At 71.9% G+C, this 16,068-nt stretch carries 13 protein-coding genes; 8 read left to right on the plus strand and 5 right to left on the minus strand.

The window, feature by feature from the left end; translation table 11 throughout:
* Nucleotides 1–135: 135 nt before the first annotated feature.
* Nucleotides 136–1,944: a hypothetical protein gene (locus AB0N04_RS06545; RefSeq protein WP_360204394.1), complete on the plus strand. Its 1,809-nt coding sequence runs from the start codon at nt 136–138 to the stop codon at nt 1,942–1,944.
* A gap of 34 nt (nt 1,945–1,978) precedes the next feature.
* Here the strand turns inward: AB0N04_RS06545 and AB0N04_RS06550 are convergent, their stop codons facing one another.
* Nucleotides 1,979–2,473 carry a GNAT family N-acetyltransferase gene (locus AB0N04_RS06550; protein ID WP_360204397.1) on the minus strand — a complete coding sequence of 165 codons (495 nt, stop codon included), beginning with the start codon at nt 2,471–2,473 and terminating at the stop codon, nt 1,979–1,981.
* 477 nt (nt 2,474–2,950) lie between these two features.
* On the opposite strand from AB0N04_RS06550, the gene AB0N04_RS06555 reads away from it, so the two are divergent.
* Nucleotides 2,951–3,913, plus strand: coding sequence for a helix-turn-helix domain-containing protein (locus AB0N04_RS06555; protein WP_360204400.1), 963 nt, complete (start codon nt 2,951–2,953; stop codon nt 3,911–3,913).
* 46 nt (nt 3,914–3,959) lie between these two features.
* Here AB0N04_RS06555 and AB0N04_RS06560 read toward each other — a convergent pair whose 3' ends face one another.
* The 4 genes from AB0N04_RS06560 to AB0N04_RS06575 all read right to left on the minus strand — a co-directional run bounded on the left by AB0N04_RS06560 (nt 3,960) and on the right by AB0N04_RS06575 (nt 7,882).
* On the minus strand, nt 3,960–4,745 hold the full coding sequence (locus AB0N04_RS06560; RefSeq protein ID WP_360204403.1) for a histidine phosphatase family protein: 786 nt from the start codon (nt 4,743–4,745) through the stop codon (nt 3,960–3,962).
* A 155-nt stretch (nt 4,746–4,900) separates the two neighbouring features.
* Nucleotides 4,901–6,514: a monocarboxylate uptake permease MctP gene (gene mctP, locus AB0N04_RS06565; protein ID WP_360204405.1), complete on the minus strand. Its 1,614-nt coding sequence runs from the start codon at nt 6,512–6,514 to the stop codon at nt 4,901–4,903.
* Nucleotides 6,511–6,777, minus strand: coding sequence for a DUF3311 domain-containing protein (locus AB0N04_RS06570; protein WP_360204407.1), 267 nt, complete (start codon nt 6,775–6,777; stop codon nt 6,511–6,513). The genes mctP and AB0N04_RS06570 overlap by 4 nt, the downstream gene beginning before the upstream one ends.
* 313 nt (nt 6,778–7,090) lie before the next feature.
* Entirely contained in the window at nt 7,091–7,882 is a 792-nt protein-coding gene (locus AB0N04_RS06575) for a GntR family transcriptional regulator (RefSeq protein WP_360204409.1), read from the minus strand.
* Between the two features lie 337 nt (nt 7,883–8,219).
* On the opposite strand from AB0N04_RS06575, the gene AB0N04_RS06580 reads away from it, so the two are divergent.
* The 6 genes from AB0N04_RS06580 (at nt 8,220) to AB0N04_RS06605 (ending at nt 15,992) form a co-directional block, all read left to right on the plus strand.
* A complete protein-coding gene (locus tag AB0N04_RS06580; RefSeq protein ID WP_360204412.1) occupies nt 8,220–9,515 on the plus strand; it encodes an extracellular solute-binding protein in 1,296 nt (431 codons plus the stop codon).
* A 90-nt stretch (nt 9,516–9,605) separates the two neighbouring features.
* Nucleotides 9,606–10,634 carry a sugar ABC transporter permease gene (locus AB0N04_RS06585; protein ID WP_360204415.1) on the plus strand — a complete coding sequence of 343 codons (1,029 nt, stop codon included), beginning with the start codon at nt 9,606–9,608 and terminating at the stop codon, nt 10,632–10,634.
* Complete coding sequence (locus AB0N04_RS06590; protein WP_360204417.1) at nt 10,631–11,458, plus strand: carbohydrate ABC transporter permease; 828 nt, start codon at nt 10,631–10,633, stop codon at nt 11,456–11,458. The genes AB0N04_RS06585 and AB0N04_RS06590 overlap by 4 nt, the downstream gene beginning before the upstream one ends.
* A 59-nt stretch (nt 11,459–11,517) precedes the next feature.
* A complete protein-coding gene (locus AB0N04_RS06595; protein ID WP_360204851.1) occupies nt 11,518–13,017 on the plus strand; it encodes a glycoside hydrolase family 3 protein in 1,500 nt (499 codons plus the stop codon).
* Nucleotides 13,018–13,448: 431 nt separating this feature from the next.
* Nucleotides 13,449–14,744, plus strand: coding sequence for an extracellular solute-binding protein (locus tag AB0N04_RS06600; protein WP_360204854.1), 1,296 nt, complete (start codon nt 13,449–13,451; stop codon nt 14,742–14,744).
* A 195-nt stretch (nt 14,745–14,939) separates the two neighbouring features.
* The gene (locus tag AB0N04_RS06605) at nt 14,940–15,992 is read left to right on the plus strand and encodes an SIS domain-containing protein (protein WP_360204419.1); all 1,053 of its coding nucleotides are present in this window, start codon (nt 14,940–14,942) and stop codon (nt 15,990–15,992) included.
* Nucleotides 15,993–16,068 lie beyond the last annotated feature (76 nt).

Here is a 16,068-nt window from a genome sequence, read left to right on the forward strand (position 1 = left end):
CGGGCCCGGCACCGCCCGGCAGCCGCCCGGAACCGCCCCCGCGGCGGCGCCGGCGGCGGCTGCCGCGCGCCCCGGAACCCGCCGCGCCCCGCGCGCGGACCGGGCACGACAGTCCCAGACCGAGGAGCAGTACTGATGAGCGCGGACGGCCGCTGGATCCGGCCCGAGTCCACCCGGCGGCCCGTCCTGGTGCCCGCGGGGGCCCGGCCGGCCCCGGGTGCCGGCCCGGCCGGGCGCGGGGCCGCCGCACCGGCGCAGCCGTCCCCGGCCGACCGCCGGCGCCGCAGGCCCGCCGCACCCCGGGTGCCGCACCCCCCGCGCCCCGCGCTGCGGGCGGACTGGCTGCCGTTGCTGGCCGTCCTGCTGGTCCAGGGCGCGCTGTCGTACCACCTGATCCTCAGCAACACCGCCTTCATCGACGAGGGCACCTACATCTACGCGGGCTACCAGGAGATCGCGAACCTGACGCACGGCACCCCGGTGGCGACGTACGAGACCTTCTTCTCCGGCTCCCCGCTGATCTACCCGGTCGTCGTCGCGCTGGCCGACATGGCCGGCGGGCTGACCGGCACCCGGCTGCTCAGCCTGGCCTTCATGCTCTCCGCCACCGTGGCCGTCCACCTGACCACCCGGCGGCTGCACGGCTCGCTCGCGGCCAGCGGCGCCGCGGCGGCCTTCGCCGCGCTCGGACCCACCCAGTTCCTGGGCGGGCTGGCCACCTACGACGCGATGGCCCTGGCGGTGCTCGCCTGGGCCGGCTACCTCGCGGTGCGCTCGGCCACCGGCGGCGGGTACCCGAGCCTGGTGGGCTCCGGCCTGCTGCTGGCGCTGGCCGGCTGCACCAAGTACGCGGCGCTGCTGTGGGTCCCGGTGGTGGTCGGGGCGGCGGTGCTGGCCGGCCCGGGCGGGTCGCTGCGCGCCTGGACGCGCTGGCGGCGGGGCGTGCTGGTCCTGTCCGCCTTCGTGGTGGCGGTCGCCGCGGCGGCCCTGCTGGCCGGTGAGCGCTACGTCGACGGCTTCAACCACACCACGCTGCAGCGAGCCCCGGGCCACGACGCCTACTCCTACGTGGCCGGGGAGGCCGCCCGGTGGGTCGGCCCGCTGCTGGTGGTCGCCCTGGTCGGAGTGGTGCTGCAGCTGGTGGTGGCGCGCCGGCGCGGCGGCGACGGCTGGCCGGCGTTCTGGCTGGCGGCGCTGCTGCTGGTGGCGGGGCTGCTCGCCCCGGTGAACCAGATCCGCATCCACACCTGGCTGTCGCTGCAGAAGCACGTCGACTTCGGCGCCTGGTTCGCCTGCATCGTGGTGGGCGCGGTGCTGGCCCGGGCGGTGCTCTGGCTGCGGCGGCGCCTCCACCTGGTGGCGGGGGTCGTGGCGGCCGCCCTGGTGGTCGGCCCGCTGGCCTGGGAGGGGTCGGCCCAGGGCCGGGAGATGTACGGCGAGTGGTCGAACTCGGAGTCCTTCGTCGCCGCGCTGGCGCCGTACATCGCCAAGGGCGACGCCCGGTACCTGGTGGAGAACTACAACGTCCCCGCGTACTACCTGCGCGAGCAGGCGGACTGGCAGCAGTGGCACGACCTGGTGGCGGTGTTCCGCCGGGACCCGGACACCGGCCAGCAGCAGTCCGGCGTGGCCGCCATCCAGGCCGGGATCACGGCGCACGAATGGCAGGTGGTGGTCCTGGACTTCACCCAGACCGGTGCCACCGACAAGGCGATCCAGCCCACCCTGAAGGCCGCCGGGTACCGGGTGGTCACCGTGGTGAAGAGCGGGGAGCACGGCCGGTACACGATCTACGTGGCGCCGGGGTACGACAAGCAGACCGGGGCGGACAAGAAGGCGGCGGACCCGAAGACCGCCGATCCGAAGACCGCGGACCCGAAGACCGCTGACCCGAAGCCGAGTTCGGACCCGAAGCCGACGCCGACGCCCGACAGGAAGGGGTGACCGGGCCGCCGGAGCCCCGCCGCGGCCGCGCCGCTCAGAACGCGATCGTGTAGACCATCAGGTCCATCCCCGGGTACGGGGCCCAGTCGCGTTCGGGGGTCCGGAGGAAGCCGGTGCGCTCGTAGACGCGGTGGGCGGCGGTCATCTCCGGACGGGTGGAGAACGCCATGCCCGCCAGGCCGAGTTCACGGCTGCGGGCGAGGGCGGCGCGGACCAGGGCCTCGCCGACGCCCCGGCCGCGGGCGGCCGCCGCGGTGGCGAGCATCCGGATCTCGCCCTCGCGCGGGGTGGCGATGTCCGCCCACTCGGTGCCGCCGACGGCGAAGGTCACGCAGCCGAGGACTCGCCCCCCGGCCACGTCGACCGCGACGAGGAGCTCGGCCTCCCGGGCGCGCCGGGGGGCGTCGCGCAGCAGGTCGACGTAGCCGCTCTCGGGCGAGGTGTAGCCGTCGCCGACGAAGGCCTCGACGGTGATGCGACCGGCGTCGTCGAGGTCCTCCGGGAGGGCCTGGCGGATGAGGATGTCCATCCGGCCAGTGTGCCGGAGCCGTGCGGGGTGGTGATCTCGGGGGTGGAACGGACCGGGAGGGTGGCGGGGTCCGCGGAGGGGCGCAGCGAGGCGGCCGGCATCGTGCCGTACAGCCGGTCCGCCCGGTGGTGGTCGGCCGGGTAGCCGCCCGGGCGGTGCCAGTTGTCGCGGCCGGTGGCGGCGCCGCGGGCGACGTCCCGGCCGATCAGCAGGCCGAGCAGGCCGAACCCGCCGACGGCCCCGGCCAGGCCCAGTGCGCTCGCGAGAGTGTCGGTGTCCATGGGGTCCACTCTGGTCGGGCCGTCCGGCGATCACGAGTGGCAGGAACGCCCGATTGCCTCGAAATCCTGCCACCGCCGCTTCCGCGTCCCTCCGGCGGTGCGCCCCTCCCCGGTGCGCCCGGCCCTGCGCGCACCGGCCGTCCGGGGCCGGACCCGGCCTTCCCCGGGCGGTGCCCGTCGGGGCATCCTGGTCGGCATGCTGAAGAACGTGGTCGCGGTGGTGCTGGAGGAGATCCACCCCTTCGAACTCGGCGTCGCCTGCGAGGTCTTCGGCCTCGACCGCACCGCCGAGGGCCTGCCCGGGTACGACTTCGCGATCGCCGGGGTCCGCCCCGGGCCGCACGCGACCCACGCCGGCTTCGCGGTGGACGTCCCGCACGGCCCGGAACGGCTGGCCGGCGCGGACCTGGTGGTGGTCACCGCGTCGGCGATCCGCCGGGAGTACCCGGAGCCGCTGCTGGAGGGGCTCCGCTCGGTGGTGGAGTCCGGCGGCCGGGTGCTGTCGATCTGCAGCGGCGCCTTCGTGCTGGGAGCCGCCGGGCTGCTGGACGGCCGCCGCTCCACCACCCACTGGCGGTACAGCGAGGACCTGGCCCGGCGCTTCCCGCGGACCACGGTCGAACCGGACGTGCTGTACGTGGACGACGACCCGGTGATCACCTCCGCCGGGACGGCGGCCGGCATCGACGCCTGCCTGCACCTGGTGCGCAAGGCGCAGGGCGCCGAGGTGGCCCGGGGGATCGCCCGCCGGATGGTGGTGGCACCGCACCGGGAGGGCGGCCAGGCCCAGTTCGTCTGCCGGCCGCTGCCCGGGGGCGACGGGGACTCGCTGGCCCCGCTGCTCGACTGGATGCGCCACCACCTGGAGCGGGACTGCACCGTCGAACAGCTGGCCGCCCGGGCCCACATGTCCCCGCGCACCTTCGCCCGCCGCTTCCAGCAGGAGACCGGCACCACCCCGCACCGCTGGCTGACCGGGCAGCGGGTGCTGCTCGCCCAGCGGCTGCTGGAGTCCACCACCGAGCCGGTGGACGCGATCGCCGTGCGCTGCGGCTTCGGCAACGCGGCCACCCTGCGGCACCACTTCGCGCGCCGGCTGGGCACCACGCCGCTCGCCTACCGGCGCTGCTTCGCCGGGCCGGGGGAGTGGGAGGACTGACCTCCCGGCCCCGGCCCCGGCCACAGCCCGCGACCCGGGCGGCCGGTCAGTCGGCCGCCAGGTGGTCGACGGTGTTCCAGCGGTCCGGGCGCAGCCGCCCGTCCTGGGCGCGCCAGAGGCTGGTGGAGCAGTTGTGCACCGGCCCGAGGGCGGTGAGCTGGTCCTCGGTGAGCCGGTCCACCGCGTAGCGCAGCATCAGCACCGTGCAGTCGTGCGCGACCAGCAGGACGGGCCGTCCGGCGTCCTCCTCGCAGACGTCCCGCAGCAGGCTGCGCACCCGCAGCGCGACGTCGGCCCAGGACTCGCCGCCGGGCGGGCGGTAGTACAGCTCGCCCATCTTGCGCCGGCGGGCGGCCTCCTCGGGGTGCTTGGCCTCGATCGCGGCCCGCGGCAGCATCTCCAGGACGCCGAGCTCGCGGTCGCGCAGCCGCTCGTCGTAGCGCACGGGGAGCGAGACCGGGACGGCGCCGAGGCCGGCGGCCTGGGCGAGCGCGATCCGGGCGGTCTCGGTGGTGCGCACGTAGGGCGAGCACCAGACGCTGCGCGGGCGGTCGGCGCTGGGCAGGGCGGCCCACCAGCGGCCGAGCGCCTGTGCCTGCTGCTGGCCGTGCAGCGACAGGGGGATGTCGGCGTCCCGGCAGCTGATCGGGACGCTGAGCGCTCCGGCGGCCTCGGCGAGCTGGAACTCGACGTTGGCGGTGGACTCGCCGTGCCGGGTGGCGATCAGCACGGACGGCAGCCGGGTGGCCGCCGCGGGGCGGTGGGCGGAGAGGTGGTGCGGGCTCTGGGCTGACTGGTGCTGGCCGTTGAGGGTGGTGCCGAGTTCTGCCATGGCGGCGTGCTCCCCGTGGGTCGATCAGTTGCCGGCCGGTTGCCGGTCCGGTCTGGTGGTGCCCTGCGAAGGCGGCTGTTCATACATATGATCGCGCCGCCTTCTCCAGTGTTCACGGAGAGGGCGGCGCGGTCACAGGGCGCGTGCGGCGCGAATCAGTGCGCCGCTACGGGCTCCGGCGCGTTCTTCAGCTCGTCGTCGCCGGCCTCGGCGCCGTAGTCCGAGGGACTGGTCTCGTCCGGGCCCACGGGCGCCTTGACGGCCCGCAGCACCAGGGTGAGCGCCACCGCGACGGCCAGGTTCAGCGCGAAGGCGGTCAGCCCGATGTAGCCGATCTCGCCGATGCCGGGGATCTCGGCCGCGTTGCCGCCGAAGTGCTTGGTGGCCGGGCTGGCGATCCCGTACGCCTTCCAGGTGCCGTAGGCCATGCCGGCCGCCCAGCCGGCGAACAGCGCCCAGTGGTGGAACCAGCGGGTGAAGAGGCCCCCGACGATGGCCACGAAGGTCTGCAGGATCCACAGGCCGCCGAGCAGCTGCAGGTTGATCGCCGCCTGCTTGTCCATGCCGAGGACGAACACCAGGGCGCCGACCTTCACCAGCAGCGAGACCAGCTTGGCGATCCGGGTCTCGTCCGCCGGGGTGGCGGTGGGCTTCAGCCACTCCTTGTAGACGTTGCGGGTGAACAGGTTGGCCGAGGCGATGGACATGATGGCGGCCGGCACCAGGGCGCCGATCCCGATCGCGGCGAAGGCCACGCCGGTGAACCAGTCCGGGAACATGTCCGCGAACAGCTGCGGCACCGAGAGCTGGGAGTTGAACTTCTTGTCGCCCTTGCCGACGCCCGCCGCGATCGCCATGAAGCCGAGCAGCGCCAGCAGGCCCAGCATCAGCGAGTACGCGGGCATGATCGCCATGTTGCGCCGCACGGTGTTGCGGGACTTGGACGCCAGTACGCCCGTCACCGAGTGCGGGTACATGAACAGCGCCATCGCCGAGCCCAGCGCCAGCGTCGCGTACGTCCACTGCTTGTTGTCCGGGACGGTCAGCGAGCCGGCCGCCTTGGGGGCGCTGAACTTCTGCGCCGCGGCGTCGAAGATGTGCCCGTAGCCGCCGAGCCGGATCGGGATGTAGATCACCGCGACGATGATCACGATGTAGATCAGGGCGTCCTTGACGAAGGCGATCAGCGCCGGGGCGCGCAGCCCGGACGAGTAGGTGTAGGCGGCCAGCACGCCGAAGGCGATGAACAGCGGCAGGTCCTTGACGAACCAGTTGGCGTTCTCGCCGCCGCCGACGCCCAGCACGTCGAGCACCGCCTGGATGCCGACGAGCTGCAGCGCGATGTACGGCATGGTGGCCAGGATGCCGGTCAGCGCGACGACCAGGGACAGCGGCCGGGAGCCGTACCGGCCGCGCACGAAGTCGGCCGGGGTGACGTACCCGTGCACCCGGGAGACCGACCAGAGCCGGGGCAGGAAGAGGAAGACCAGCGGGTAGGCGATGATCGTGTACGGCACCGCGAAGAAGCCCGCCGCGCCGGTCGCGTAGACCGCGGCGGGGACGGCGACGAAGGTGTAGGCGGTGTAGAGGTCCCCGCCGAGCAGGAACCAGGTGACCCAGGTCCCGAAGCTGCGGCCGCCCAGGCCCCACTCGTCCAGGTGCGCCGCGTCGTCGGCCCGGCGCCAGCGCGAGGCGAGGAAGCCCATCACGGTGACCAGGGCGAAGAACAGTACGAAGACCACGAGGGCCGTCACGTTGACGTCCTTCATCGCGCGCCACCCGCCTTCCGCACGGCCTTGCGGGCCTTCTCGTCCCGGTTGATCAGCAGGTACGCCGCGACGGTGAACACCGCCGAGACCGGCACCCAGAGCAGCTGGTACCAGTAGAAGAACGGCATCCCGCCGACGCCCGGGTCGGTCTTGTCGTAGGAGGACACCCAGAGCATCGCGACGATCGGCACGAGCAGGGCGAGCGCGGCCAGCACCCGTTCGGGCGTCACGGCCGGCACCGGGGCGCCGGGTGGCTCGGGCATGACAGGTTCGGTGGCATCGAGGTCAGACGGCATCTTCGGCTCCGCTCCGGAGGGTTCTCCCCGTCGGCGCCGCAGCCCCGGGGACGCCGCACACCCCCGTGAGCCCGCCGAGCAGCACCATCGGTGATCAGCAGTCAGTACGGCTGCGCAATCTAGAGCATGACGTGATCCATGTCACCGGGGTTGCCGGAACTTCCCGCCATCCGGACGGCGCGAACCCGCATTCGGCCGGAAACGGGCAGTCGGAAGCGCGAAAGGGCACCGGCGCGCGGGTCGCGCGCGCCGGTGCCCGTGGTGCGAAGGGGGAGCGCGGTTACTCCGGGCGCTTCAGGCGGGTGATGAACTTGTACCGGTCGCCGCGGTAGATCGAGCGGACCCACTCCACCGGGGCGCCGTCGGCGTCGAAGGAGTGCCGGGAGAGCTGGAGCATCGGCAGGCCGAGGTCGGAGCCGAGCAGGCCGGCCTCGCGCGGGTCGGCCAGGGTGGTCTCGATGGTCTCCTCGGCCTCGGCCACGGTGACCCCGTACACCTCGCGCAGCGCCGCGTACAGCGAGTTGTGCTTGGCGAGGTTGCGGCGCAGCGCGGGGAAGCGCTTGGCGGAGAGGTGGGCGACCTCGATGGCCATCGGGTCGCCGTTGGCCAGGCGCAGGCGCTCGATCCGCAGCACCCGGCCGCCGGGCTTGATGTCCAGCAGCGGGGCGAGCCGGTCGTCGGCGGTGATGTAGCCGATCTCGATCAGCCGCGAGGTGGGCTCCAGGCCCTGGGCCCGCATGTCCTCGGTGTAGGAGGTGAGCTGGAGGGCCTGGGCGACCTTGGGCTTGGCGACGAAGGTGCCCTTGCCCTGGATGCGCTCCAGGCGGCCCTCGACGACCAGCTCCTGCAGGGCCTGGCGGACGGTGGTGCGCGAGGTGTCGAACTGGGCGGCCAGCGCGCGCTCCGGCGGGACGGGGGTGCCGGCCGGCTGGGTCTCGGTGAGCTGGAGGAGGTGGCGCTTCAGTCCGTAGTACTTGGGGACGCGCGCGGTCGGGTCGGTGCCGGCGTGCGCCGGGAGGTTCTTCACCTCGGGGTCGTTGACCTGGGCGGTGGATCCCCCGTCGCTGCTCATCGGACCTGTTCTCCCGCTTCTCGCGGGGCCTTTGCGGGCCCCGCCACATAGTTAACGGGTCACATCGTTGCATGTATGGCTACGGAACGAATACCTCATCACGCGATGAACGATGTGCGGTGTCGGCTTGATAACGGGTGGTCCGGATCGGTCGGAAGGCCGTTGACAGGCCCATTGGTCTAGGCCAAGCTCCAGGCATCTGGTCTACACCACTAGGCCGGACACTACGAATCCCCCCACCCGTTCGAAGGGGTCCGCGGCACCTTTCCCCCCGCTTTGTGTGGGTCTGCCGCTGCCGCCCGACGGGGGTAACCCAGGCATCCCTCAGGAGGATGGCGTGAAGCGTCAGCTCATCGCGGCGGTCGGCGTCGCAGCAATGGTCGTCGGCCTGGCGGCTTGTGGCTCGGACGGCAAGAAGGGCGGCGACAGCGCCGGTTCGAGCTCGTCGGCCGCGGCGGGTGCCAAGAACTACAGCGGCAAGACGCTGAAGGTGTGGCTGATGACCGGCTCCGCCCCGAAGGGCTGGACCGACGCGGTCAAGACCGAGTTCGAGACCACCTACCCGGGCTCCAAGGTCGACTTCCAGATCCAGGAGTGGGACGGGATCGGCCAGAAGATCACCGCCGCGCTGTCCGAGGGCTCGGTCGACGTCCTCGAGCTCGGCAACACCCAGACCGCGGGCTACGCGGCCTCGGGCGGTCTGCTCGACCTCACCAAGGACAAGGCCGCCCTGGGCGGGGCCGACTGGGCCGCCAACCAGAACGAGGCCGCCGTCCTCGAGGGCAAGCAGTACGCCGCCCCGTGGTGGGTCTCCAACCGCGTGGTCGCCTACAACAAGGACCTGTGGGCCAAGGCCGGCCTCTCCGCCGCCCCGAAGACCCTGGACGAGTTCTACGCCGACCTGGACAAGCTGAAGGCCACCGACGGCGTCGCCGACCCGATCTACCTGCCCGGCCAGGAGTGGTACACCTACTTCGGCCTGCTCACCGGTGAGGGCGGCAAGATCGCCAAGAAGGACGGCGACAAGTGGGTCGGCGGCCTGTCGTCCCCCGAGGCGCAGAAGGCCTTCGAGACCTACAAGAAGCTGCAGGGCTACTCGGTCTCCGGTCCGAAGGACAAGGACGAGGCCACCCCGCAGCAGAAGGACGTCTTCGGCAAGGGCAACGTCGGCGCCATGATCGCCCTCGGCTGGGAGCTCCCCGCCGAGAAGGACATGCCCAAGGACAAGATCGGCTTCTTCCCGCTCCCGGGCAAGACCGCCGACAAGCCCTCCGGCGTCTTCCTCGGCGGCTCGAACCTGGCGGTCGCCAACGCCAGCAAGAACTCCGACATGGCCAAGGACTTCCTGAAGGTCGCCCTCAACGACAAGAACGAGGGCCTGGTCGCCGCGGCCGGGAACATCCCGAACAAGGCCTCGCTGAACGGCCAGATCACTGGTGACTTCGCGAAGGCCGCCCAGACGGCCGCCGCGGTCGGCGCCATCACCCCGAACACCCCGAACTGGGCCAGCGTCGAGGACAAGCCGAACCCGATCAAGGAGTTCCTGACCGCCGTGCTGCAGGGCGGCGACTACGCGGCCACGGCCAAGAAGTACGACGACGAGATCGCCAAGCGGCTCAACCAGAAGCAGTAAGCACTGAGCGGCGTCGCTCACCGGCCCCCGGCGGGGGGCCGGTGGGCGGCGCCTGTCCGTCGTGGTTCGGGTTGTGAGGAAGTGAGAACGATGGCTGTGCATTCGGAGCGGGTGCAGACACGGTCCCCGGAGCCAGGGACGACCGCCGTGGCCGGGATCGGGACGGGTGCCGCGGGCGCCGGCGGCGGCGGCACCCCGCGGAAGGGTGCCAGACCCGCGGACGGACCGGGGCTCGGTGCGCGCCTGGCGCCGTACCTGTTGCTGCTGCCGGCCACCGTGGCGACCCTCGCCCTGCTGGGCTGGCCGCTGCTCAAGACGGTCCTGCTGTCGTTCCAGAACCTCAACCGGCGCCAGCTGGTCCAGCACCTCACCGAGTGGAACGGCTTCGACAACTACAAGGAGCAGCTGACCGACCCGGACTTCTGGGCGGTCACCGGGCGCACCGTCGCCTTCACCCTGGTGAACGTCGTCCTGATCATGGGCGGCGGCACCCTGATCGGCCTGCTGCTCAACCGCCTCGGCAAGCGGATGCGGCTGGTCCTGTCGATCGGGCTGCTGATGGCCTGGGCGATGCCCGTGGTCGCCGCGACCACCGTCTACACCTGGCTGTTCGACCAGCAGTGGGGCGTCGTCAACTGGTTCCTGGACAAGCTCGGCTGGCACTCGATGGCCGACTACAACTGGATGAGCGACCAGTACTCGACCTTCTTCGTGGTCATCCTGCTGATCGTCTGGCAGTCCATCCCGTTCGTGGCGTTCAACATGTACGCCGGCCTGACGACCATCCCCAAGGAGCTCTACGAGGCCGCCCGGATGGACGGCGCCGGCCCGTTCAAGATCTTCGGTTCGGTGGTCTTCCCGAGCCTGAAGCCGTTCTTCCTGGCCACGACCTTCCTCGAGGTCATCTGGGTGTTCAAGGCCTTCACCCAGGTGTACGCGATCAACGGCGGCGGCCCCGAGAACCTGACCCGGACGCTGCCCGTGCACGCCTTCCTGGAGGGTTCCTCCGGCCAGCACTACGGGGTCGGCTCCGCGATCGCGGTGCTCACCATCCTGATGCTGGGCGTGCTGATGGCGTACTACTTCCGGATCATGATCAAGCAGGAGGACGAGCTGTGAGGCGCTCGCTCATCGGACGTACCTGGCCGAACGTGATCGCGGTCGTCCTCTTCGTCTTCTTCATCTTCCCGGTCTACTGGATGGTCGCGACGGCCTTCAAGCAGGACCGCGACATCATCAGCAAGACCCCGGTCTTCATCCCGTTCGACGGGACCCTCGACCACTTCACCACGGCGGTCAACGCGCCCAACTTCTGGACGTACGTGGGCAACAGCTTCATCGCGACGGTCGGCGCGGTGCTGATGTCGCTGGTGATCGCGACGCTCGCGGCCTTCGCCATCGCCCGGATGAGGTTCCGCGGCCGCAAGGCCTTCGTGCTGGTCGTGATGGTCGCGCAGATGGCGCCGTGGGAGGTCATGACCATCGCGGTCTACATGATCTCGCGCGACAACGAGATGCTGAACAGCCTCGTCCCGCTCACCGTCTTCTACATGATGATGGTGCTGCCCTTCACCATCTGGACGCTGCGCAGCTTCATCGCCGCGGTGCCGAAGGAGCTGGAGGAGTCCGCCATGGTGGACGGCTGCACCCGCTCCCAGGCCTTCGTGAAGGTGATCTTCCCGCTGCTGGCCCCCGGTCTGATGTCGACCTCGCTGTTCGGCTTCATCACCGCGTGGAACGAGTTCCCGCTCGTCCTGATCCTCAACAAGGAGGAGGGCAAGACCCTCCCGCTCTGGCTCTCCTCCTTCAAGACGGCGTTCGGCAACGACTGGGGCGCCACGATGGCCGCGTCGACGATGTTCGCCATCCCCGTGCTGATCCTGTTCGTCTTCCTGCAGCGCAAGGCGGTCGGCGGACTGACCGACGGCGCCGTGAAGGGCTGAGAAACGTGAGCATCCTCGTCCCCGCCGTCCCGGACAGCGACCAGCTGCACCGCGACGCCATGACCGTCCTGCAGCCCGGCTTCGTCGGCACCGAGCCGCCGAAGTGGGTGCGCCGCCACCTCGCCGCCGGGCTCGGCTCGGTGGCCCTGTTCGACCGCAACGTGGTCGACCTCGACCAGCTCGCCGCGCTCACCTCGGCGCTGCGGGCGGAGAACCCCGACCTCCTCATCGCCATCGACGAGGAGAGCGGGGACGTCACCCGCCTGGAGGCCGGCTCCGGCTCCTCGTGGCCCGGCAACCTCGCGCTCGGCGCGATCGACGACCCGGCGCTGACCCGGGACGTCGCCCGCGAGCTCGGCCGGGCGCTGGCCGCGGCCGGCGTCAACTACAACTGGGCGCCCACCGCGGACGTCAACTCCAACCCGCGCAACCCGGTGATCGGCGTCCGCTCCTTCGGCGCCGACCCGGAGCTGTGCGCCCGGCACACCGCCGCCTGGGTGGAGGGCCTGCAGTCGGCCGGCGTGGCCGCCTGCTCCAAGCACTTCCCCGGCCACGGCGACACCGCGGTCGACTCGCACCACGGCCTGCCGGTCATCGACGTCGACCTGGACGTGCTGCGGGCCCGTGACCTGATCCCGTTCCAGGCGGCGATCGCGGCCGGCACCAAGGCCGTGATGACCGCGCACATCATGATCCCGGCGCTCGACCCCGAGCTGCCGGCCACCCTGAGCCCGACCGTGCTGCGCGACCTGCTGCGCGCGGCCCCGGCCGACGGCGGCCTCGGCTACCAGGGCCTGATCGTCAGCGACGCCATCGAGATGGGCGCCATCGCCGACACCTTCGGGATGGGCCGGGGCACCGTGCTGGCGCTGGCGGCCGGTGCGGACGCGATCTGCGTCGGCGGCGGGCTGGCCGACGAGGAGACCGTGCTGATGCTGCGCGACGCCATCGTGGCGGGCGTGCGGTCCGGCGCGCTGGCCGAGGACCGGCTGGCGGACGCCGCCGCCCGGGTCCGCGCGCTGGGCACCTGGGGCCGGATCTCGGCCCAGGGCGAGCGGCCGGAGCCGGACCTCGCGGTGGGCCTGCGGGCCGCCCGCCGGGCGCTGAAGGTGGTCCGCGCGCCGGGCCGCGAGGTGCTGCCGGTGACGGAACGGCCGTTCGTGGCCTCGTTCTCGGACGAGCCGAACATCGCGGTCGGCGACGTCACCCCGTGGGGCGTGGCCGGCATGCTGGCCGACCGCTTCCCCGGCACCCGCACCCGGGAGGTATCGGCCGTCGACGCCGCCCCCGGGCGGCTGGACGCGCTGGTCGCCGAGCTGGTGGCGGGCGCCGAGGGCCGCCGGCTGGTGCTGGTGGTCCGGGACGCGCACCGGCACGGCTGGATGTCCGCCGCGCTGGGCCGCCTGGTCGCGGCCCGGCCGGACGCCATGGTGGTCGAGATGGGGCTGCCGCAGTCCGAGCCGGTCGGTGCGCTGCACATCGCCACCCACGGCGCCGCCCGAGTGTGCGGGCTGGCGGCCGTCGAGGTGCTCACCGGGCAGCCGGGAGCGATCGGCTGAGAACGCGTCAGGACGTCACCCGGCCGTGCCGGGGGCGTCCGCCCACGGGCCCGTCATGCGCATGTCGCATGGCGGGCCCGTCCCGTTTCCCCCCGCTTCCACCCGCGGACTCCCCGGGTGACGGTGTTCCCTCAAGCAGGCCTTAAATCCGTCTTAAGTCCCACTTAGGGTGACGACCCGGCGACGGATCGCCACGCGGTACAACGGCTCTGCAACGGCCTTGGCGGAAGGGCCATTTGGCCGTTGACACCGCCATTGGTCTAGGCCAGAGTCCAGTCATCCGGTTCGAATTTCAACCTCACCGGATGTGGTATCGGCCCTCCCCGAAGCTCCTCGCCCTGCCCGGATCCTCCGCTGCGGGCGCCATCACGCTGCCGGCGGGCAACACGGCTCTAACACCCTCGGAGGATGGCGTGACGAAGCGTCAGCTCATGTCCACGTTCGGCATCATGGCACTGGCGGTCGGGCTGACGGCCTGCTCCTCGTCCGGTTCCCCGTCGGCGGACGGCGAGGGCGCCTCCACCGGCGCGAAGACCGCGAGCGGCACCGTCACCGTCTGGCTGATGGACGACGCCCAGAAGAACTGGCCGGACCTCGTCCAGCGGGTCAACGACGAGTTCGCGGCGCGGTACCCGAACGTCACCCTCAAACTCTCGTACCAGGGCTGGGCGGACAAGGTCTCGAAGTTCGACAAGGCGCTCGCCGACGGCAGCGCCCCCGACGTCGTCGAACTGGGCAACACCGAGACCATGAAGTACGTGCTCTCCGGCGCCCTGGCGGCCGTCGACCGGACCACCTTCGACAACTCCGACAGCTGGATCAAGGCACTCGCCAACACCTGCACCTACCAGGACAAGCTCTGGTGCGTGCCGTACTACGCCGGCGCCCGGGTCGCCATCTACAACTCCGCCGCCTTCCAGCAGGCCACCGGCAGCGCGGAGTTCCCCAAGACCGAGACCGAGCTGACGGCCGCGCTGGACAAGGTCGCCGACCGGAACAAGGCCGACCGGACCTTCTCCCCGCTCTACCTGCCCGGCCCGTACTGGTACGCCGCGATGAGCTACGTGGCGGCGTTCGGCGGCAGCATCGCCAAGTTCGACAGCTCCGGCAACTGGCACGGCACGCTGCACGACGCCAAGTCCCAGCAGGGCATCAGCCACTTCATCGACCTGGTCCGCAAGTACAACAAGGGCGACCTGTCGGTGAACGAGCAGAACCAGTTCGAGTCGATGGCCCGCGGGCACGCGGCGTCCTTCTACGGCAACGGCTTCGAGTCGGCCAGCGTGTTCGCGCCGGTCACCGGCGACCCGAGCCTCAAGGACGCGGTCAAGGTGGCCACCATGCCCGGCCCGGACGGCAAGCCGCTGCCCACCTTCATCGGCGGCTCGGACCTCGCGGTCACCGCCAAGTCCGCGCAGGTCGCGCTCGCCACCGACTGGGTGCGGATGTTCACCAGCACCAAGTCCCAGCAGGCGCTGGCCGACAAGGACATCCTGCCGAACAACCTCACCCAGCTGAACCCGCTGAAGAACAAGCCCACCACCGCGGCCGCGGCCAACGCGGTGCCGGACGCCTGGTTCACGCCGCTGGCCCCGGGGTGGGGCGCGGTCGAGAAGCAGAAGATCCTGCCCGACATGCTGACCTCGATCCTCAAGGGCAAGTCGGTGGACCAGGCCACCAAGGACGCCGACGCCGCGATCGACCAGCTGATCAACAACCCCTCCTGACGCCCCGGCCGCCGTCCGGGCGCCCCTCCACCCGCCCCGGGGGAGGGGCGCTCGCGCGTGCCCGGCGGGGGCGGCCACCGTAGGATTGCCGCAGGAATCACCACCGCAGCGAGTGTGCGGACTCGCCGCCGTAGAGGGTCCCCGTCGGGCGACTGCCCGGTCGGGGTCGAACCATCTCATCGGAGGCACATCCAGATGTCCGACACGCAGACTGTCCCCGGCCGGATCATGGCGGCGGAGATGGCCGAGCAGCCGGCCGTCCTCCAGCGCATCCTCGACGAGGGCGCCCCGAAGATCCGCGAGATCGCGGCCGAGATCGCCGCGCGCAACCCGCGCTTCGTCCTGCTGACCGCGCGCGGCACGTCCGACAACGCGGCCCTGTACGCCAAGTACCTGATCGAGATCCTGCTCGGCAAGCCGGCCGGCCTCACCTCGATGTCCACCACCACCGCGTACGGTGCCCGGCCCGACCTCACCGACGTGCTGGTGATCACCGTCAGCCAGTCCGGCGGCTCGCCGGACCTGGTGGCCTCCACCAAGGCCGCCCGCGAGGCCGGCGCGATCACGCTGGCGGTCACCAACAACGCCGCCTCGCCGCTCGCCGAGGTGTCCGAGTTCCACATCGACGTGCTGGCCGGCCCGGAGAAGGCGCTGCCCGCCACCAAGACCTACACCGCCGAGCTGCTGGCGCTCTACCTGCTGGTCGAGGGGCTGCGCGGCGGCGACTCCTCGGCCGCCAAGGAGCTGCCCGCGCTGGCCGCCGGCGTGCTGGCCCGGCAGGCCGAGGTGAAGGCGCTGGCCGAGCGCTACCGCTTCGCCCAGCGCCTGGTCATCACCTCACGCGGCTACGGCTACCCGACCGCCCGCGAGGCGGCGCTGAAGCTGATGGAGACCACCTACATCCCGGCCTCCCCGTTCTCCGGCGCCGACCTGCTGCACGGCCCGCTGGCCATGGTGGACAACGTCTCGCCGGTCATCGCGATCGTCCCGGACGGCAAGGGCGGCGAGGCCCTGCAGCCGGTGCTGGACCGCCTGCGCGGCCGCGGCGCGGACCTCGTCGTGATCGGCCAGCGGCCGCAGGTGGACGCCGCCTCCGCGGGTTTCGCGCTGCCCTCCGGGGTGCCGGAGGAGGTCCAGCCGATCCTGGAGATCCTGCCGCTGCAGCTGCTGGCGTACGAGGTCACCATCGCCCGCGGCCAGGACCCGGACGCCCCGCGCGCCCTGGCCAAGGTCACCGAGACGCACTGACCGGCGCCGGCCGGCACCGGCCGTACTGACCGGCGCCGAACGGCTCGGGCCCCGTCCACAGCCTGTGGACGGGGCC

The organism is Kitasatospora sp. NPDC051702 (genome assembly GCF_040681575.1).
GTDB lineage: Bacteria > Actinomycetota > Actinomycetes > Streptomycetales > Streptomycetaceae > Kitasatospora.